19 protein-coding genes and 1 pseudogene are annotated in these 18169 nt (G+C 64.2%); 7 read left to right on the top strand and 13 right to left on the bottom strand.

Going from position 1 to position 18169, the window contains the following annotated elements:
• Positions 1–510: 510 nt before the first annotated feature.
• The 4 genes from KVS71_RS09245 to KVS71_RS09260 all read right to left on the bottom strand — a co-directional run bounded on the left by KVS71_RS09245 (position 511) and on the right by KVS71_RS09260 (position 3821).
• Positions 511–1590, bottom strand: coding sequence for an FAD-binding oxidoreductase (locus KVS71_RS09245; RefSeq protein ID WP_105950084.1), 1080 nt, complete (start codon positions 1588–1590; stop codon positions 511–513).
• 194 nt (positions 1591–1784) lie between these two features.
• Entirely contained in the window at positions 1785–2087 is a 303-nt protein-coding gene (locus KVS71_RS09250) for a putative quinol monooxygenase (protein ID WP_105950085.1), read from the bottom strand.
• Positions 2084–2653, bottom strand: a complete 570-nt coding sequence (locus KVS71_RS09255; RefSeq protein WP_126892905.1) for a type 1 glutamine amidotransferase domain-containing protein — start codon at positions 2651–2653, stop codon at positions 2084–2086. The genes KVS71_RS09250 and KVS71_RS09255 overlap by 4 nt, the downstream gene beginning before the upstream one ends.
• A 1-nt stretch (position 2654) precedes the next feature.
• Complete coding sequence (locus KVS71_RS09260) at positions 2655–3821, bottom strand: glutathione-independent formaldehyde dehydrogenase (protein ID WP_105950087.1); 1167 nt, start codon at positions 3819–3821, stop codon at positions 2655–2657.
• A gap of 208 nt (positions 3822–4029) precedes the next feature.
• Between KVS71_RS09260 and KVS71_RS09265 the strand changes: the two genes are divergently transcribed.
• Together KVS71_RS09265 and KVS71_RS09270 are read left to right on the top strand one after the other, a co-directional pair.
• A complete protein-coding gene (locus tag KVS71_RS09265; protein WP_153244971.1) occupies positions 4030–4206 on the top strand; it encodes a hypothetical protein in 177 nt (58 codons plus the stop codon).
• A 92-nt stretch (positions 4207–4298) separates the two neighbouring features.
• Positions 4299–4580: a hypothetical protein gene (locus tag KVS71_RS09270; protein ID WP_199787650.1), complete on the top strand. Its 282-nt coding sequence runs from the start codon at positions 4299–4301 to the stop codon at positions 4578–4580.
• A 295-nt stretch (positions 4581–4875) separates the two neighbouring features.
• Here the strand turns inward: KVS71_RS09270 and KVS71_RS09275 are convergent, their stop codons facing one another.
• Positions 4876–5535: a TMEM175 family protein gene (locus KVS71_RS09275; protein WP_105950089.1), complete on the bottom strand. Its 660-nt coding sequence runs from the start codon at positions 5533–5535 to the stop codon at positions 4876–4878.
• Positions 5536–5540: 5 nt separating this feature from the next.
• A complete protein-coding gene (locus KVS71_RS09280) occupies positions 5541–6281 on the bottom strand; it encodes an aldo/keto reductase (RefSeq protein WP_238695569.1) in 741 nt (246 codons plus the stop codon).
• Here KVS71_RS09280 and KVS71_RS19990 point away from each other — a divergent pair.
• The 5 genes from KVS71_RS19990 to KVS71_RS09305 all read left to right on the top strand — a co-directional run bounded on the left by KVS71_RS19990 (position 6241) and on the right by KVS71_RS09305 (position 13785).
• Complete coding sequence (locus KVS71_RS19990; protein ID WP_162604560.1) at positions 6241–8277, top strand: hypothetical protein; 2037 nt, start codon at positions 6241–6243, stop codon at positions 8275–8277. The two genes, KVS71_RS09280 and KVS71_RS19990, sit on opposite strands and share 41 nt — an antisense overlap.
• A 125-nt stretch (positions 8278–8402) precedes the next feature.
• On the top strand, positions 8403–10514 hold the full coding sequence (locus tag KVS71_RS09290) for a site-specific DNA-methyltransferase (protein ID WP_105950092.1): 2112 nt from the start codon (positions 8403–8405) through the stop codon (positions 10512–10514).
• Entirely contained in the window at positions 10514–13066 is a 2553-nt protein-coding gene (locus KVS71_RS09295; protein ID WP_105950093.1) for a DEAD/DEAH box helicase, read from the top strand. The genes KVS71_RS09290 and KVS71_RS09295 overlap by 1 nt, the downstream gene beginning before the upstream one ends.
• A gap of 103 nt (positions 13067–13169) precedes the next feature.
• A complete protein-coding gene (locus KVS71_RS09300) occupies positions 13170–13580 on the top strand; it encodes a hypothetical protein (RefSeq protein WP_126892903.1) in 411 nt (136 codons plus the stop codon).
• A 4-nt stretch (positions 13581–13584) separates the two neighbouring features.
• On the top strand, positions 13585–13785 hold the full coding sequence (locus KVS71_RS09305) for a hypothetical protein (protein ID WP_105950095.1): 201 nt from the start codon (positions 13585–13587) through the stop codon (positions 13783–13785).
• 809 nt (positions 13786–14594) lie between these two features.
• Here KVS71_RS09305 and KVS71_RS09310 read toward each other — a convergent pair.
• The 7 genes and pseudogenes from KVS71_RS09310 to KVS71_RS09340 form a co-directional block, all read right to left on the bottom strand.
• Positions 14595–14879 carry an SDR family oxidoreductase gene (locus KVS71_RS09310; protein ID WP_199787651.1) on the bottom strand — a complete coding sequence of 95 codons (285 nt, stop codon included), beginning with the start codon at positions 14877–14879 and terminating at the stop codon, positions 14595–14597.
• A 49-nt stretch (positions 14880–14928) separates the two neighbouring features.
• Positions 14929–15462, bottom strand: a complete 534-nt coding sequence (locus KVS71_RS09315; RefSeq protein WP_200838805.1) for a DUF488 family protein — start codon at positions 15460–15462, stop codon at positions 14929–14931.
• An 85-nt stretch (positions 15463–15547) separates the two neighbouring features.
• On the bottom strand, positions 15548–16372 hold the full coding sequence (locus KVS71_RS09320) for an IS3 family transposase (RefSeq protein ID WP_234024242.1): 825 nt from the start codon (positions 16370–16372) through the stop codon (positions 15548–15550).
• 47 nt (positions 16373–16419) lie between these two features.
• Positions 16420–16704, bottom strand: a complete 285-nt coding sequence (locus KVS71_RS09325; protein WP_158698552.1) for a transposase — start codon at positions 16702–16704, stop codon at positions 16420–16422.
• Positions 16705–17126: 422 nt separating this feature from the next.
• Positions 17127–17210, bottom strand: a pseudogene (locus KVS71_RS09330) (antibiotic biosynthesis monooxygenase); the annotation flags it as partial.
• 76 nt (positions 17211–17286) lie between these two features.
• Positions 17287–17673 (bottom strand): heme-binding protein, encoded by a 387-nt coding sequence (locus KVS71_RS09335; RefSeq protein ID WP_229117445.1) that lies wholly within the window; start codon positions 17671–17673, stop codon positions 17287–17289.
• A gap of 154 nt (positions 17674–17827) precedes the next feature.
• Positions 17828–18139 carry a putative quinol monooxygenase gene (locus KVS71_RS09340; protein WP_114332294.1) on the bottom strand — a complete coding sequence of 104 codons (312 nt, stop codon included), beginning with the start codon at positions 18137–18139 and terminating at the stop codon, positions 17828–17830.
• Positions 18140–18169 lie beyond the last annotated feature (30 nt).

Consider the following 18169-nt stretch of genomic DNA (forward strand, 5'->3'; position numbering starts at 1 on the left):
TCCACTGCCTTTCCCCACACCCAGCACCAGAACACCTGCTCCTCGGCCCCGAACTCGACGCCCGCGGCGAGCGGCGTGGACCTGGGTACCAACGAGGACGGCTACGCAATGGTGTTCGATGTCTTCAAGGCCGAGGATGGCTCCGAGCGAGCCTGTCTAGGCTCCGGCCTGGTGCACGAAGCGGTCTGCAGTGCCGGGGCGCGCGGCCGATAACGTCGCAAGATTCGACCTCGACTCGCTCTGACTCGCCTGCCGGGGGTCCTGACCCCTGATGAGTGGTGCCGACGCTGCGGCGCCGAGGGCGCTGCTCGGGACACGGTCATCCGTCGACTCGCGCACGAGCCGCTGGGGTGGCGACCCACCGTCCTTGAGGTCGCGGTGCGTCGTCGCGGACAAAGGTGTCGGTGCTTCCGCGGGCTACCTCACCGCCGCACTGCACGCAGCCACCAACGTGACCCCATCGCGACGAGTCCAGAGTTGCGGGCCACCCCCGCGATTGGGAGACATGCCCTAGCTCTGGGCCTCGCCGAGGCGCGCTTCGTGCGTGAGCTCGGCGCGGAGACCGCCGCCGGTCGCAGCCCGGGCAAGAGCGCGACCCAGCGCAGGTGCCTGCTTGAACAAATTGTGACCGGCCACAAAAAGGACAGAGCCTGCCTCCCACACGGCCACGCCGTCCTCACTCCACGGGAGATCGGTCACCCAGCAGTGAAGGAAGTCGCGCGGCTCCGGGTGGAGACCGGGCAGCGCCCGTGTCACGTACTCGCGTGCGCGTTCGTCCAGCGATCGAATCGCCGCCGGGTCGATGAAAGTTCCGTCGTCGCGGACGCGGACGGTGTCGCTGAGTCCGACCGAATAGCTGCTGTTGCCCGGTAGCGGCGTCGCGTAGACGCCGACTTCGCCGAAGACGCCGCTGCTGTCCTGCAGGCACGCGACTCGTTCCGGGGCGGCGGCTTTCACGTCGAAGGTCAGCCTGACGTGAGCGGCAAGGCGAACCGGCAGCGACAGGCCGACGCTGCGTGCCAGGCGGGCGGTTTCGCGGCCGGCGCACACGATCACCTTGGAGTAAACAGCCCGGTCGGTGACGCTGCGCACCTCGACCGTCCCGTCGGCGCGGGGATCGATGGAGATGACCTCACCGGTGGTGACCGCATCTGCGAGGGCACCCGTTAGTGCCGTGATCGCGGCGCGGGTGCGGATCGCGCCGCCCGACTCGTCGAGCACCGCTGGCCCCGAGTACCCAGCAAGCAGCGGCATCCGCTGGGCGACCTCGGCCGCATCGATCTCGTGCGCTACCACGCCGCCGACCTGGTCGAGCACCCGCAGCCGCGCCAGGGCGCTGTCTCCGATCGCCAGGACACCGTCTGATGAGACCAGCTCGACGTCGAAGTGTTCGGACCACTCATCCCATACGCCGCGGCTTTCGCGCGCGAAAGCGACGAGTCGCGGGTCGTCGTGGGCATGCCGGAAGATCCGCGACTCGCCTGCGGACTGACCCGTCCCGGGCACACCAGCCTCGTACAAGCGCACCGGCACGCCCTGCTCCCGCAGCGCGTACGCCGTCGAGAGACCGACGATCCCGCCCCCGATCACTGCTACCTCGGGTGAACGCGTCGTGGCAACGCCGTCGTCAGTTCCTGTCATCGCGGTTTCCCGATCTGTTGGTGATCAGCGGTAGGCCGAAAGGGAAGGGGCCGCTGCCACGATGTCAGCGGGCTGTGTAAGCCCGAAGTCACCGCGCGCCGCGACCCCCCCCCTTTCTGGGTCAGTACTCCCGGTCTGTGGTTTCAGGCGGGGAGTTTGGAGCCCAGGACGTCGAGCTTCTCGATCGTCGGCTCGCTGAACAGTTTGCCCGTCTGCTCGCCGAGAGCGGTCGCAACTGCGCCGGACAGGTGCGCGTCGCGGCCGGCGTCATCGGGGAACACGTCGAAGATCCCGAATGAGGACGGGCCGAGACGGATCGCGAACCACGCGGTGGTGGCCGGTTCCTCCTCGACGAGCCCTCGCCCGATGCCGAGAAACTCCTGGACCTCGTCTTCCTTGCCGGGCAGGGCCTCCAGCCTGACAAGCAGTCCCTTCGTGACGCTCATGACGTCACCTCTTCCTGGGTCGAACTGCTCGCAAATTTCGCCACGATCGTATCGCAGAACGCAGGCAGGTCGTCGGGTGAGCGGCTGGTGATCAGGTTCCCGTCGACCACGACATCCTGGTCAACGACCTCCGCTCCGGCGTTGCGCAGATCCGTGCGGATGCTCGGGAAGGACGTCAAGGTGCGACCTCCGACCACGCCAGCCTCGATCAACGTCCAAGGCCCGTGACAGATCGCGGCAATGGGCTTGCCAGTTTCGACGAAGTCGCGGACGAAGGAGACGGCGTCCTTGTCGACCCGGAGCTGGTCGGGGTTCACCGTGCCGCCGGGAAGCAGCAGGGCGTCGTAGTCGCCCACCGAGGCGTCGGCGACCAACCCGTCGACGGTGAACGTGCCCGCTTCATCCAGGTCGTTCTTACGGGCCTTGATCTCGCCGTCGTGGATCGAAAGGACCTCGGTCTGAGCGCCAGCCCGTTCCAGTGCTTCGCGGGGTTGCTCGAGCTCAACGCGTTCGACTCCGTCGGCGGCGAGGATCGCGACCCTCTTGCCCTGAAGTTCTGCTGCCATCTCAGTTTTCCTTCGTTCCGTTTGACATGCCGGGCTTGATGAGGACCTTAGTCCAACCCTTGGACCTGGCGTCGAAGTTCTTGTAGGCATCGGCAGCCTGGTCCAGCGAGATCTCGTGGGAGACGATCCACGAAGGGGTCGCCTTGCCGGCCGCGATCAAGTCCCGCAGCTGGCGGTTGTACCGCTTGACCGGGGCCTGACCGCTTCCCATGGTCTGCCCCTTGAACCAATGTGTGCCGAAGTCGATGGCCGCCTTGCCCTGCTTGGCCAATTCGCCCTCGGCCCCCGGGTCCTGGGGGACGAACACGCCGACGGTGCCGATCCCTCCGGTGAAGCGGACCGCGTTGATGAGCATGTTCAAGGTGGCGGCGGTGTCCTCGTTGCCCTGCGGATCGTGGGCCTGGTAGCCCACGCATTCGCAACCACGGTCAGCTCCGAGCCCCATAGTCTCGTCCAGCACAGCCTGCACGGGGTCGACCTTGGAGTCGTCGATGGCAATCGCACCGATCTGCTCGGCCAGCGCGAGCCGGTCAGGGTGGCGATCGACCACCATCACCTTTGCTGCGCCCTTGATCATCGCGGACAGGGCGGCCATCAATCCGACCGGACCCGCCCCAGCGATCACAACGCTGTCGCCGGGGATCACGCCGGCCATCTCGGTGGCGTGGTAGCCGGTGGGGAAGATGTCAGAGAGCATGACGTAGTCGTTCTCCCTATCCTCCGCATCCTCGCCCAGGCGCAGCGCGTTGTGGTCACCGAAAGGCACGCGGAGAAGCTCCGCTTGGCCACCGCCATAGGGACCCATGTCGGCGAACCCATAAGCCGCACCGGCGAGTGATGGGTCGGGCTGAGTGGTGAGGCAGTAGTTGGTCAGGCCGCGTTCGCAGTTCTTACAGAACCCGCACGAGATGTTGAACGGGAGCACAACCCGGTCTCCGACCCTGACCTTCTCCACGCCACTACCGACCTCGATGACCTCCCCCATGTTCTCGTGCCCGAACGTCCGGCCCACCTCGAAGGAGGTCCTCCCCTCGTACATGTGGAGGTCCGAGCCGCAGATGTTCGTCGTCGTCACCCTGACCAGGACATCGGTGGGCCGCTCGATCTTCGCGTCCGGGACCTCCTTCGTGCTGACCTGACGGGGTCCCTCGTACACCACTGCTTTCATGTCTACTCCGATCTGATGGTGTTGCTCGGTAGCCTTCTGGCCTTGATAGCCTCCTGGCAGAGCCTTGACAATGCAGCCCTTCGCGAGGTAGCGGACACCCTCGGGAACCACGTGTCAAGGGGCTCGCCTTGCGTTGATGTGTGTAGCGATCGAGCCGGGGTGGTGCCCGGGTCCCGCTGCGCGGAACCCTCTCCCCCAGTCTCAGGGCATGGGGTTCTCGGATCAAAAGAGCCACAGTCGACACCCGACCAGCGTCGTCGATGCCTGGGATACCGCACTCGCGGATCACAGCAAGGAGATATTGATCCGACTGCGGGCCGAGGTTGAGCAGATTCAAGCCGAGGCTGACGCCTCGGACGACCTGGCGGACGAGCACACGAAATAGAACATCTGTTCTAAAATCGATAACCTGGCGGTCCGCAAGGAGGATCGGCAGTGGGTACATCGAAGCGATACGCGTCGGCGGCCGATCGCAGGATGGATACGCGCATCCTCGAGCGGATCGCCGCGGAGGCCGGCCCCCTGCAGTCGCTCTCGAGCGCCGACCTGCGCTTAGACGTAGAACCGGTGACGATCGACCCGCGGCCGAAGCCTGCGAAAGCGTGGGTGCGCTTCGGCGCCACGCCGGCGCTCGTCGACGCGGAGGTCTGCCGGTCGACAGCGGATGCCTGCGCGATCAGGTTCCGCGTGGGCGAGACGGAGATGAAGGCATGGGTATGGGCCTCGGCTGTCACCCCGGCCTCTCCTGCAAGGCGCTGAACGTCCCCTGTGGACGGTTTCTGCAGCGCCGCCAGCATCCTGGTTGCCTGGCATCGTGGATGACGACGAATGGCCGGGCTTCTCCCCTACCTGTGAGCGCTGCCTGGTGCAGCTGCAACCGTCGTGGAACCCGCCGACTTCCCCGGTCTGGCGGTGCCCGAATTGCGGCCTGGTGCGCATGTTCTAGCCGATCTGGCGGACGGCGAGCAAAGCAAGCCCGAAAACGTCGGACGACGGTAGGTCGCTATTCACTCGCAAGGAGCGTGCAGCTCCGAGGTACTATCCGCTCCTTCAGTCAACGAGCCATCTGATCGTGTCCCGGTTCAATACCGGGTCTGAACACGGGCTTTGCGGGGGAAATGACGTAGCTCAACGTTACAATCCCCGCCGCGATCAATCCAACACGCCAATTCCAGAACGCCAAGCCGAATGCCGCCCAATAGGCAGCGGCGGTAAGACCATACTTGATGGTAAGGCGGCGAAGATAAGCCTCGGTTAGCCTTCGATCGGGAAAACCTCTGGCGGTGGCGTACACCCACCGAAGAAACCACCAGGTCGCCGGTGCCGCTGCTATGCCCAGGTACCAAAGGGCGGCGGTCGTGCTGTCCGCATCTCCACCGAAATGTTCGACCAACTGGCGCGCGGGAAATGGAGTGATACTGACCGCAGCCAAAAAGCCGATGGTCAGCAGGTTGTAGCCGTGGTCGGTCTTCTCCAGCAGCTTGCCGCTGAAATGACTGTGGGACCAATAGAGGCCGATGAGGATCACGCTGAGGACGTAGGCGGCGTAGTCCGGTGCCAGCTTCAGGTAGGCCGCGGCGAGGTCGCCATCCTCAGGCCTCGGTGCGCGCAGTTCCACCACAGGGACGGTGATCGCGATCGCAAACACCGCGTCGCTGAACACCTCGAGCCGATCCGTCTCATGTTCGGTTCCCTTGAGAGAGAAGACCGCCATTCGAGCTAGAGCATCTCGAGCGGGCGACGGTCGCGTGGCCGAGGAAATGCCGCGTCGAGTGTCGCAAGATCGGCGTCGGAAAGGACGATATCTGCGGCTGCCCGGTTCTCCCGCACATGTGCGATCGAACTCGCCTTCGGAATCGCAATGAGGCCATCGTGCCGCAACGTCCAGGAAAGTGCGACCTGCGCAGGGGTAGCACCAACCTTAGCTGCGATCTTCACAAGGGAGGGATGGCTCGAGAGTCGTCCCTGCTCGACGGGACTATAGGCCATGACAGGCATTTCATGAGCGACGAGCCACGGCAACAATTCCAACTCAGGGCCTCGACGGACGAGATTGTAGAGAACCTGATCGGTCACGCAGCCATCCCCGCCGGCAGCAACAAGCTCGTCCATGTCGTCAGTATCGAGGTTGCTGACACCCCAATACCGAATCTTCCCGGCCGATTTCAGCGCCTCCATCGCTTCTATCGTCTCAACGAGCGGCACCGATCCCCGCCAGTGGAGCAGGTAGAGGTCGAGCCGGTCGGTGCCGAGACGTCTCAAGCTCGCCTCGCATGCGCGTGAAAGGCGTGCGCGCGAGGCGTTCTGCGGATACGCCTTGCTGACGAGGAACAACCGGCCGCACCGGTCGCCTAGCGCTTCGCAGATCAGCGCTTCCGCCGCGCCGTCGCCGTACATCTCGGCAGTATCAACGAGTGTCATGCCCAGCTCGACACCGGCGATCAACGCGGCGATCGGCAAGGAGAGACGGCGCAAGGACCGAGCGCGCAACCGTCGGAACCTGGACCCAGGAACGACGATCCTCCTTGAGCAGGGCAGCCCTTGGAGCGACGCTCCGACTGCGAAGATCGAGCAACTCGTCATCGCCATCGCGCCGACGGTAATGGGAGCAGGACGCCTCGCTGCCTACCTCCGCAGCGCGCCCCCGCTCGCTTCGTCAAGGGATCAGGCCATGCCACGCGCGGCACAGCGGCTCCTCCGGAAAGCTCGCACCGCAGACCTGAAAGTCGCCCTGCCCGCCTGTGGACAGTGCGGCGAAGAGCGCTTCCTGGAACAGACAAGTCCGACCGGAGAACGGCTCGGCGGGCGCTGCACGAAACGCCGCTACGCTGCGCCCTGCTCTATATGCGACAGGCTTCTACCAATCACGCGCCGCATTGGTGAGTCACAATTCTGCGCCAACTGCTGGCGGCGCGACCCGAGGTCGCGAAGGGAATGCGCGGAGTGTGGGCGGCTACGCACGACCCACTCCATCGTCGGCGACAAGCCGTACTGCAACGACTGCGTGCCGAAACCGCGGATCGTATGTTTCATCTGTCACGAGGTCCGGCGGCTTTACTCCGCACGCATCGGTACTGGAGTCTGTGAGAGCTGCTACATCTCGACCGCCGGGTTTATGAAGCCGTGCCCTGAGTGCGGTGACAAACGTGTGATCGCCCACGACAAGGACGACAGACTGGTGTGTGCAGACTGTGCCGGGAACGCACCACTTTTCACCTGCAATGAATGCGGAGGCGAACGGGGGGCACGGCGGACGCTGTGCTCGGGCTGCGATCTGGTGAAACAAGTCGAGGAGCTATTCTCCGAAGCGTCGGATAGCGACGCGCGTGCTGCCCTCGAACCTCTACGCCACTATCTCCTTTCCTACAAGCACGACGCGGACCGGCTTCTGCGCTGGATGAGCCGCAGCACTAGCATCGCGATCCTGCGGCGGATTCTCGATGGCGAGATCCCCATCAGTCAACGCGCGTTGGAGATGCCCGAGCATCCGCATGCAGCATTGCGCGTTCGGGCTCTGCTTGAAGTCACGGGATGTCTGACAGAAGAACGCGACCCCTGGGCGTCATATGAACAATGGGCGGATCAACTCATCGCGATTTGCCCAAAGGCGAACCGAGAGCAATTTACGATCTTCACCCGTTGGATCGTTCCTGCCACCGCGCGCGTGCAGATTCGACGACGAGGCATCACCGATAGCACCCTCAGCCGGGCCAGAGAGATGAGCCGCGCGGCGCTCGAATTCCTCCAGATGCTCGAAGCGCGGAACCTGTCGTTGCAATCCGCCCCGCAGTCGATCTTCGACGAGTTCGCTGCCTCGCGCCGCAGCAGAGCAATCGCGATCCGTCCTTTCATCCGATGGGCGAAACAGACCGGCGCGATGCGCCGAATCTCCGCCCCGGTACGACCCAAGTCCGCCCCGTCGCTCGCCTACAGCGAGGCCACCCATCATTCTTGGGTGTCTCGCTTCCTCGAAGACGATCAGCTGAACGAGGGAACGAGGCTCGTCGGATTGATGGTCGGTCTCTACGCAGCGCCGATCACACGGCTCGTCAAACTCCAAGACAAGAACATCGTCTATCGAGGCGAAACGGCGACGCTTTCCCTCGGGAACGCTCCGCTCCACCTAGCGCCACGCGTCACCGAACTGCTCGGCATGCAACTGGCGCAGCGCGCTATATCCCCGGAAGGATGGTTATTCCCATCACCCGCCCTTCCTGGCCGACACATCGACCCCTCGACGCTTACCAAACGCCTGAGAGACCTCGGCTGCGAGACCATCCTGCTGCGCGGCGCTGCGATGATCAACCTGACCGCTACCGTCCCGCTCGGACCCTTGGCGGATCTCACAGGGCGATCACTATCGGCGACAGGCAGATGGATCAAGTCATCGGGTAGCACCTATCTGGTGTACCCGGCGATCCGGGATCCCTCCCGTCCTGGTGTGTCCAGCCAGTAGAACACTGCCGGGAACTCGCGGCCTTCGTGTCCTCAGATGCTGTTGAGTAGGCTGAGATCGAGTCCGTGCCACTCGCGCACACGCGAGAACGGACTCGTTCTTGTCCTGCCAGAAGGAGCCCGCCCATGTCGCGCTTGTCGGACCTGCTGCGCACCGTCAATCAACTCGATCCGCAGCTCGCTAAGGACCTCGACAGCGAGATCCAGCCACTCCAGAAGCGTCTACCGTTCGGGCTCAACTTCGAGCGTCATGCGCCGGAGGCGGTGGAGCTTCCCGCGCACAAGATTCGCAAGATGAGCAAGGTTCGAGTGCTCCCTCCGAGAGGGGTGACGGGGCACGGCGACCAGCGCATCTGGACTGTCGATGGAATCAACGGAGAGACCGCCGACATCTCGACGCCGAACGGCGCGAAGATCGAGGCCGCCTCGGTGGCATTGGATGACCTGGTTCTCGTGGCCGAATTCCGTGACCGCATCTACCCCGGCCTGCGCCCCGACGGGACCATCGAGCGCGGCGGCAATAAGCCGTTCCATACGGTCATCAATGGCGAGAACTTCCACGTCCTGGAGCAGCTCACGTTCACGCACGAGAAGTCCGTGGATGCGATCTACATCGACCCGCCCTACAACACAGGATCGCGCGACTGGAAGTACAACAACGATTACGTCGAGGGCGACGACCTGTACCGGCATTCGAAGTGGCTGGCGTTCATGGAGCGGAGGCTGAAGCTCGCCAAGCGGCTCCTGAAGCCCGCGAGCTCCGTGTTGATAGTCACGATCGACGAGAAGGAGTACTTGCGCCTTGGCCTGCTACTGGAGCAGACGTTTCCCGAAGCGCGTATCCAGATGGTGACGAGCGTCATCAGTAGTCAAGGCTCAGTGCGTGACGGAATGTTCAGTCGGTCTGACGAATACATCTTCTTCGTGTTCATGGGGCAGATGGCAGCCGCCCGCACGACTGACGACATGCTGAACGAAGGCCAATCCGAGAGCAAGTCTCAGGTGTGGTTTCAATACGTTCGGACTGGCAAGGGGAACTTGAGGGCAGACTCGCCCAACTTGTTCTTCCCGATTTTTGTAGAGGAAGCAACCGGACGCATTGTTCGGGTAGGGGCGCCGATTCCGCTTGGGACGAGTGTCGAGACGGTGCCAGTCCCAGCGGGTGAGGTCGCGGTATGGCCGAAGACCGCCACGGGCGCGGAAGCTCGCTGGCGCACAGGGGTCGAGGTCGCGCGACGGCGGGTCGAGAAAGGGCTGATCAGAGCCACCAAGTCCCAGCGACGGGGACGAGGCTACTCGATCATGACGGTGAACCAGGGCACCGAGGATCAGATCGAAAAGGGCGAACTCAGTGTGACCGGCCGCAACCCTTTGACTGGCGCAGCCATCATAGACACGTCGATGGTGTCTCGTGATCGTGCAGCAAAGACAACTTGGAACAGGGTCTCTCATAATGCGGGATGGCATGGCTCGAAGCTCGTTGCGGGCCTTCTGCCGGGTCGTTCATTCCCATACCCGAAGAGCCTCTACGCAGTGGAGGATGCCCTGAGGTTCTTTCTATCCGACAAACCAAACGCGGTCATTCTCGACTTCTTCGCTGGTTCCGGGACGACAGCTCACGCTGTCATGCGCTTGAACAAGCAGGACGGCGGCCGCCGTCAGTGCATCTCGGTGACGAACAACGAAGTCTCGGCCGACGAACAGGCCGCTCTGCGCAGGAAGGGCGTGCGGCCTGGCGATCCCGAGTGGGAGAAGCTGGGCATCTGCGACTACATCACGAAGCCGCGCATCCGCGCCGCGATCACGGGCGAGACGCCCGACGGCGCCCCGATCAAGGGCGACTACAAGTTCGTCGACGAGTTCCCGATGGCTGAGGGGTTCGAGGAGAACGCCGCCTTCTTCACTCTGACGTACGAGTCGAAGTGGCTCGTCGGCGTGGACCGCGCGTTCGCGGCGATTGCTCCGATGCTGTGGCTACGCGCCGGTGCGGTCGGCTCTCGCATCGACTGGATCGAAGGCGGATGGGCGATCGCTGACAGCTACGGCATCCTTCGCGACCTTGACCAGGCCGCCGAGTTTGTCGAGGCACTGCGCGGGAAAGGCGGCATTCGGATCGTGTACGTCGTCACGGACGACGAGGGGCGGTACCAGCAGGTCGCCGACGAGATCCGCGGCGTCGAAACCGTCCGCCTATATGAAGACTACCTCCGCAACTGCGAGATGACGGGGGACTTCTGATGCGCTTCACGCTGAAGGACTACCAAGCAGACGCGGTCGGTGACACGCTGCGCGAACTGACCTCTGCGCGGGACTTCTACCGCAGCGCGAGCAGGCGAGTCTCGTCGGTGGCGCTGACGGCTACGACGGGCGCCGGTAAGACGGTCATGGCTGCGGCCGTGATCGAGTCGCTGTTCTGGGGCAGCGACGACTTCAGCATCGCGCCGGACCCCGGCGCCGTCGTGCTGTGGTTCAGCGACGACCCGGCGCTGAACCAGCAGACCAAGCATCGGCTGGAACAAGCGTCGGACCGCCTGCGCAACCGTCTCGTCACGGTCGAGCACCCGTTCAGATACCAGAAACTCCAGTCGGGCAACGTCTACTTTCTGAACACCTCGAAGCTGTCGAAGAACAGCCTGCTCGTGCGGGGCCGCGACGACTCCAACACCCTGCCTGGCTTCGACTCGCATGCAGACACAGTGCCGTTCACGTTCTGGGACACCCTGCGGAACACGATCGAGGACAACGACCTCACGCTCTACATGGTGCTTGACGAAGCACATCGGGGCATGGGCAAACGCCCGTCGGAGACGCCGACCATCGTGAAGCGCCTCATCAACGGCCACAATGACGTGCCGCCGGTGCCGATCGTCTGGGGCATCTCGGCGACTGTGCAGCGGTTCGAGGCTGCAATGAGCGAAGCCGAGGTGCAATCGAATCGTGTGCACCTCGCGACGGTGCAGGTGGACCCTGTGCGTATCCAGGAGTCGGGTCTACTGAAGGACGACATCGTGCTCGACTTTCCCGCGGAGACGGGTGATTTCAATACAGTGCTGCTGCGCCGGGGCGTCCGGAAGGTGAAAGGAATTTCTGCGGCCTGGACGGCGTACGCGAACGATCAGAACGAGGAGCCCGTCAGGCCCCTCATGGTGCTTCAGGTGCCGAACAAGCCGTCGCCGACGGAGGTCGCCTCGGCTATCGACGTGATCCGTGACGAGTGGCCTGAACTGGAGGCGGACGCGATCGCCCACGTCTTTGGCGAGCACACTGCGCAGACGTTCGGCTCGCACAGCGTGCCTTACATCTCCCCGGAGCGCGTGCAGGACGCCTCCTACGTCCGTGTGCTGCTTGCCAAGGACGCCATCAGCACGGGCTGGGACTGCCCGCGCGCTGAGGTCATGGTCTCGTTCCGCCCAGCGAGGGACGAGACGCACATCACGCAGCTTCTCGGCCGGATGATCCGTACACCGCTCGCCAGGCGTATCGAGGGCGACGACCTGCTCAACAGCGTCGAGTGCATCCTGCCGAAATTCAACAAGGCGACGGCCAGCCTCGTGCTGGAGCGGATCATGGGCAACGACCTGACCACGGGCGGCGGGACGGGACAGCGTGTCCTCGTCGACCCACAGGTCATGACGCCGAACCAGGCCGTCCCGGACGAGGTCTGGGAATTGTTCCAAGCCTTGCCTGCCGAGACACTGCCTCGCAAGCATGCGAACCCGATCAAGCGACTCACTTCGCTGGCACACGCGCTCGCGGCTGACCGGCTGCTAGCTGACGCGGGGAAGCTCGCCCACGAGCGCCTCCACGGTGTTCTGAACGGACTCTCGGCTCAGTATGCAAACGACCTGACGAAGGCGCTCAAAGACGTTCAGACGGTTGCTGGCGGCACCGTTCGCGGACAAGCACGCCACGGGCTCCGCCAGGACGAGTCGTGGACGGAGTACGCGGACGACCGCGCCATCCAGGACGCATATCGCACAGGCGCGCGGTCGATCACGCCAGACATCGCCCGTACCTACGTCGAACATCTCGCCGCGGACGCTGAGGACGAGGACGCCTACCGCGACGCGAACGTCCGAGTCGCAGCCCTCGCTATGCTGCCGCAGACCCGTCCCGCGCTCGATACCGAGGCCGACCGCATCGCACACGAGTGGCTCGGCAAGTACCGTGTCGCGATCAAAGACCTCTCCGAGTCAAGGCAGAGCCTCTACGCAGAGATCACCGCCATGAGCACGGACCCTCAGCTCATCTCAATGGCGTTGCCGAAGAACCGCCAGGAGGAGACGAAACGCGTCACCGGCGACTCCGAACAGCTCCTTGAACGACGGGCACTGCACTTGTTGGCCGACGACGAGGGCATGTTCCCGGTCGGGAAGCTGAACCCCGACGAGATCGAGGTGCTGGACGCCGAGATGTCGAGGGGCGGGGCTCTGGCCTGGTATCGGAACCCAACAGGCGGCCGCGATTCGATGAGCATCGCCTACCAGGACCGTCACGGCGAATGGCGCACACTGCGCCCCGACTTCCTCTTCTTCGCCAACGGCGAAGACGGAGTGCGAGCGAGCATCGTGGATCCCCACGGCCACTGGCTCCCGGACGCGGCGTGGAAGCTACACGGCATGGCGAGGTTCGCCGAGGCCTACGGGGACCAGTTCCACAGGATTGAGGCAATCAGCCGGATAGACGGGAAGCTCAGAGTGCTCGACTTGAAGCTCGCCGACGTGCGCGCGAAGGTGCTGAACGAATCCGACGCGCGGTTCGCCTACGACCGCGCCGCCGTGGACTATTGAGCGCAGGATCGTCTGCCACTCGTAGTCGTTACTCACCGGCTGAGATCGCGAATCAATGTCGTTGGTAACCGAGAATCTCAACCACAGGGACGGGGCGTGAGCGATGACAGATCCTGAGGCAACGCAGATGCCGATCTACAGTCAGGCGGAGGCATTCGCGAAGCGGCCTGGAATGTACATTGGACGGCCAATCCGAATCGACCGAGTGATGATCTTTCTGCACGGCTACGAGGTCGCGATCTTCCACGTCCGCTTGGCGCGCTTCCCCGAGATCGCCAAGGTGCACCAGTCGGGCGGTCCACTGTCACAGTTCCGCGCTCAGATGCGGGATGAAGGACGGTTGCGATGGGACAGCGTGGAGCTCACTGCGGTGGCCGAAGCAATCGGCTGGACAGGTGAAGAACCGCCCGTGCTAGATGATCTGACCGAAGAACAGCACCACGCCGCGATCTGGCGTCTTGTACCCCTGCTGGAGCGAATGTTTACATTGCCTGCTGCCGTCGTTGAATCTTGATGCGATGAGCGAACCAAAAATTGAGAACGATCTCGCCCTAATCGAGAAGGCCCAGCAGCTCGCCGGACACTTCCCTGACGCCGACGCACTCGACCGCGCCCGCCGCATCCTCAACGGCAGCACCACCCCGGCCGAGGCATACGCCGAGCTGGACGAGAAGTACGGGTCGAACGTCGAGGACGGGCGAAAGAAGTACGTCCGATGACACGCCCTGCTCAGCGTCAGCGCCCTAACGCCTCCCGAGGTCGCGCGAGCACATTCTGACTGGCCCGAGCTGTTCGAGGGACTCAGCGCTGAGCAAGTAAACGCCGTGCGCACAGTGCTAAGCATCCGGCTGCGCAGCGGGCAGAACCTGGACTACGGCACAGTGCGAGAGCTTGCGGTCCACGCACAGACCTGCCCGTTAGTTCACGCGTAGCACGCCTGCCTCATCCCTTCGAAGGTGCGTCAGCCTCTTCCGGTGGAACGGAGAACTATGGGGTAACAGTTCTCGCCTGGGTATGTCACTTCCACCAGTAGACCACAATCCCCTGCTCGTTCGTCTCTTCATCCCCTTCCCTGATCAACCGTTTTTCTTCGCCTTCCGGCAGACAGAGATAAAACGGAGGCGGAGCGCGCAGCGCGCGCAATGTCGAGCGATATAAGCCCGTAGGGCGCGTTCGAGATTGTAGGAACGGAGTCGCGGGAGCCGACGTATTCTCGACAGCCGGAAAGGTCAAAGAAACAGAGCTTCTGCTGCGCCGTGTCAGCGGCTCCTTCGCGCGTTCGCGCGCTCGTCGTTTGGTTTTCCACGGGATCACCGGATGGGGAGTTCCGTGCCGTCGATCGGGGGGCGGTTGCAGGCGCCCGCGCCGCCGCACAACTCCATGCCGTAGAGGGCGTAGAACGCCTCCGGGTTGACGAAGTTCGCGTAGACGCCCGGGGCCCCTTCCGGCCTGCGAGAGAACCAGCGTGTCGAGCTGGGCGTTGGTGTTGTGCCTCCCGTCCGTCACCGGTCGCGCCGCGACCCGCGTGTCAGCCGTTCTTCGCGGCCAGTCGGTCCGTCTCGCTGTCGTTCCGCCACCCGGCGGTCGCGCCGCCGTCGACGCTGTAGTTCTGTCCGGTCACCCAAGAGGACTCGTCGGAGGCCAGGTAGAGCGCCATGTACGCGATGTCCTCGCCCGTGCCGGGGCGTTGAATGAGCGCGTTGCCGACCTGCCAGGCCTTGCCCTCCGCGTCCACCGCCTTGTCCGTCGCCGGGGTGCTGACGATCGGCGCTTCCGACCCGCCGTAGTGCAGTGTGCCCATGGTGGACGACATCCATTCTCGGAATGACAACTCGGTCACATCGGCGAGAGGCTCGCTATGCCTACGGTTGCCCTTCCAGGTTAGTGGGCGGGTACCAGACCCGCTGCCCGTCCACCGACGCGAACGACGTGAGTGTGTGGGGTTTGGTGGAGGTGGCGCTCATGATGTCCTTCACAGAAATGTGGCGAACGAGCAGCGCATCCGCGATGAGAGACCGGTGGCAGCGCCACGGGACCGCTTCCGCGCACATGATCGCCACAATCTTCTCTTTTGCTCGATCGATCAGACGGTCTATTCCACGCGCGAAGGGCTCGGTTTGCATGTAGTCGGCGTAGCTTCGGAAGCTTTTGTTGCGCCAGGCGCCGTTGATGCTCTCCACATTCACTGGGGTGTGGCGGAGACCGCCGAGTTCTTCCATCCGCGCATAGTGCAGGCCTGCGTGCGTCAGGCTTTCCTCAAGCGCCTGCGCGCCGAATTGCGGGTTATGTCGGGAGCCGGGAACCGTCCGCACATCGATGAGTTGTTGCACGCCGTTGTTTTCGAGCAGCGCTATGAACTCCTCGATCGGGTGTGTGGAGTGACCGATGGTGAACACTGTCGAGGGTTGCATCCTGCTCCTGAACGGTTGCGAGCGGTCGGTGGAGCCTGACCCGGTTTCCCGGACGGTTTCTCTGTGTTGATCATGCCGCGGTTGCGGCGGGGTTGTGAAGTCGTTCGAACTCCACGGGGCTGAGGTTGCCGAGCGCGGTGTGCGGGCGGGTGGGGTTGTAGAAGCCCTCGATCCACTCGAATATCGCCGACGACAGCTCGGTCCGGGATGTCCAGGTTGAGCGGTCGAGGAGCTCGCGTTGCATCGTGGACCAGAAGGACTCGATGAGCGCGTTATCGACCGATGAGGCGACTCGCCCCATCGAGCCGAGCAGTCCGGCTTGCCTGAGTCGGTGGCCGAAGAGCCACGACGTGTGTTGCGCTCCTCGGTCGGCGTGGACCACGGTGCCAGGCTCGGGTCGGCGGCGCCAGCGAGCCATTTCGAGCGCGTCAACGACGATCTCCGCGGTGATTCTGTCTGAGATCGACCAGCCGACGACGCGGCGGGAGAACGCGTCGATCACTGCGGCGCAGTAAACCCACCCGTCTTTCGCGCGATGCTGCGTGATGTCACAGAACCAGAGCCGGTTCGGCTCGTGCGCGCGGAACTGTCGCTTCACGAGGTCCTCGTGCGTCGCCGTGTCCGGCTTCCAGCCTCGTCGTTTGCGTCGATGAGACACCCCGGTCAGGCCATCCAGGCGCATCACCCGGGCGACGCGCTTCTTGCCCACGTGGACACCGAGCCCGAGCCGCAGCTCGGCCAGCACCCGCGGGGCACCATAGGTGCCGCGCGAATCGCGGTGAACCCGCCGGATCGTCGCCGGGGGCGCCCTATCAGCGATCGTCCGCGGCGATGGCGGACGCGACGCCCACTCGTAGTATCCCGAGGTCGACACCCTGAGGAACCGGCAGGCCACCGCGACGGGAACCCCATCCGCGGCAAGCTCCTGGACCAACCGGAACCCTATTTTGGGAGTACGTTCTCCCGAGCGAGATAGGCGCTGGCGCGCTTGAGGATCTCATTCTCCATCTCCAGCACGCGGTTGCGGCGACGCAGCTCGACCAGCTCCATATGCTCGTCGGTCGTGATCCCGGCCTTGCGGCCGGAGTCGATCGCGTCGCGGTTTATCCAGTTCCGAAGGCACGACTCGCTGATCCCCAGATCACGAGCGGTCTGACCGACAGGGTTTCCCTGGGCGACCAGATCCAGGGCTCGACGCCGGAACTCCGGCGAGTGGGCAGCAGGCATCTCACGGGCTCCTTCCGAGACGATCATCGCCTCAACTCAGGTGTCCGGGAAACCGTGTCAGGCTCCCCCCACGCTCGGCGTTTGCGCAGGTCAGCGGCTCGTTCGCCCAGTGGGCACATCAAGCGATAGACGCAAAGCCGACGTGATGAGGTCGTCGGTTCGATTCCCACAGGGGGCTCCGGCGAACAGCCCCTGACCTGCGGAAACGCAGGGCAGGGGCTGTTCGGGTCTGGTGGTCGCGCGATGCGCTGGCCTCACGGCTCTGCCCGACACCGACGTCGCTCTCCTCTGCGACGGACCCCTCGCGGCCGGCATCCTGTCCGTGTGTCGATAGGCCTCGCACCGCTCGGCAACGCAGCGTGACGTTGCGTCGCGACCTGGCTACGGCTCGGAGGGGCGCGGTTGTCTCGTGCGTTGGCGGACTACGGGAGCTTGGACGCGAGGAGGTCGGCCGCCATGATCTCGGGTGCTGCGCCGAGGAGGTGCTGGTTGGCCGTCAGGTCCGAGCCGTGACCGGCTACGTCGACGACGCACGCATCCAGCCCCGTGCCGGCCGGAGGCCGGGTTCGGTGCGGGTCGGTCTCAGAAGGCGCTGGCGGCGGCTTCGGCGACGGCCTGGTCTTGGACGCCGGTTCCTCCGCTGACGCCGACGGCGCCGACGACCTGGCCGTCGCGCTCGAGCGGGATGCCACCGGCGAAGATCATCACCCGACCGTCGTTGGAGGCGTTGATGCCGTAGAACTGCTCACCGGGTTGGGCGAGGTCGCCGAGGTCTTTGGTGGCTGTGTCGAACGCTCGGGCCGTGAAAGCTTTGTTGATCGAGATGTCGATGCTGCCCAGCCACGCTCCGTCCATCCGTACGTGAGCGACGAGATTGCCGCCGGCATCGACGACGGCGATGTTACTGGGCTGACCCTGCGTGCTGGATTCAGCTTCTGCTGCCGCGATGACACGTTTGGCGTCGTCCAACGACAATGTAGGAATAGATGGCATCAATTGCTCCTTCGAATGGGGCGTGCGCTTTGTGGCTCGAGCCGCTCCAGAGCCGCCCGTTGGTTTGCCTGTTGAGTTTGTGACCGACAGCGCTCGTGTTGTGTTCGCGTTGCGGACGTGCGTTGGCGGACTACGGGAGCTTGGACGCGAGGACGTCGGCCGCCAGGATCTCGGGTGCTGCGCCGAGGAGGTGCTGGTTGGCCGTCAGGGCTGCGACGATGGCGCCGTTGGCGTGGGCGTCGCGAGCGGCCTCGTCGGGGAATGCATCGAAGATCCAGAAGGTGTCGGCGTGGGTCCTGACCGCGAACCAGACAATCGTTCCTACTTCTTCGTTGGCGAGTGCGACAGCGCCGGCGAGCAGATCGGCGAGCGCGTCGTGCTGTCCATCGGCCGCGACGATCTTGGCGACGAAGGCATACGGAAGTGATGCGGGTGTGGACATGAGGGACTCTCCTAGGTGTCGAGGCTTCTT

It is taken from the genome of Microbacterium sp. GbtcB4 (assembly GCF_019091465.1).
Classification (GTDB): domain Bacteria; phylum Actinomycetota; class Actinomycetes; order Actinomycetales; family Microbacteriaceae; genus Microbacterium; species Microbacterium paraoxydans.

Coding starts and splice junctions, on each gene's coding strand:
- KVS71_RS09250 (WP_105950085.1), bottom strand. CDS start 2,087: ATGAGCGTCACGAAGGGACTGCTTGTCAGGCTGGAGGCCCTGCCCGGC.
- KVS71_RS09255 (WP_126892905.1), bottom strand. CDS start 2,653: ATGGCAGCAGAACTTCAGGGCAAGAGGGTCGCGATCCTCGCCGCCGAC.
- KVS71_RS09260 (WP_105950087.1), bottom strand. CDS start 3,821: ATGAAAGCAGTGGTGTACGAGGGACCCCGTCAGGTCAGCACGAAGGAG.
- KVS71_RS09265 (WP_153244971.1), top strand. CDS start 4,030: ATGGGGTTCTCGGATCAAAAGAGCCACAGTCGACACCCGACCAGCGTC.
- KVS71_RS09270 (WP_199787650.1), top strand. CDS start 4,299: ATGGATACGCGCATCCTCGAGCGGATCGCCGCGGAGGCCGGCCCCCTG.
- KVS71_RS09275 (WP_105950089.1), bottom strand. CDS start 5,535: ATGGCGGTCTTCTCTCTCAAGGGAACCGAACATGAGACGGATCGGCTC.
- KVS71_RS19990 (WP_162604560.1), top strand. CDS start 6,241: ATGCCCAGCTCGACACCGGCGATCAACGCGGCGATCGGCAAGGAGAGA.
- KVS71_RS09290 (WP_105950092.1), top strand. CDS start 8,403: ATGTCGCGCTTGTCGGACCTGCTGCGCACCGTCAATCAACTCGATCCG.
- KVS71_RS09295 (WP_105950093.1), top strand. CDS start 10,514: ATGCGCTTCACGCTGAAGGACTACCAAGCAGACGCGGTCGGTGACACG.
- KVS71_RS09300 (WP_126892903.1), top strand. CDS start 13,170: ATGACAGATCCTGAGGCAACGCAGATGCCGATCTACAGTCAGGCGGAG.
- KVS71_RS09305 (WP_105950095.1), top strand. CDS start 13,585: ATGAGCGAACCAAAAATTGAGAACGATCTCGCCCTAATCGAGAAGGCC.
- KVS71_RS09310 (WP_199787651.1), bottom strand. CDS start 14,879: ATGTCGTCCACCATGGGCACACTGCACTACGGCGGGTCGGAAGCGCCG.
- KVS71_RS09325 (WP_158698552.1), bottom strand. CDS start 16,704: ATGCCTGCTGCCCACTCGCCGGAGTTCCGGCGTCGAGCCCTGGATCTG.
- KVS71_RS09340 (WP_114332294.1), bottom strand. CDS start 18,139: ATGTCCACACCCGCATCACTTCCGTATGCCTTCGTCGCCAAGATCGTC.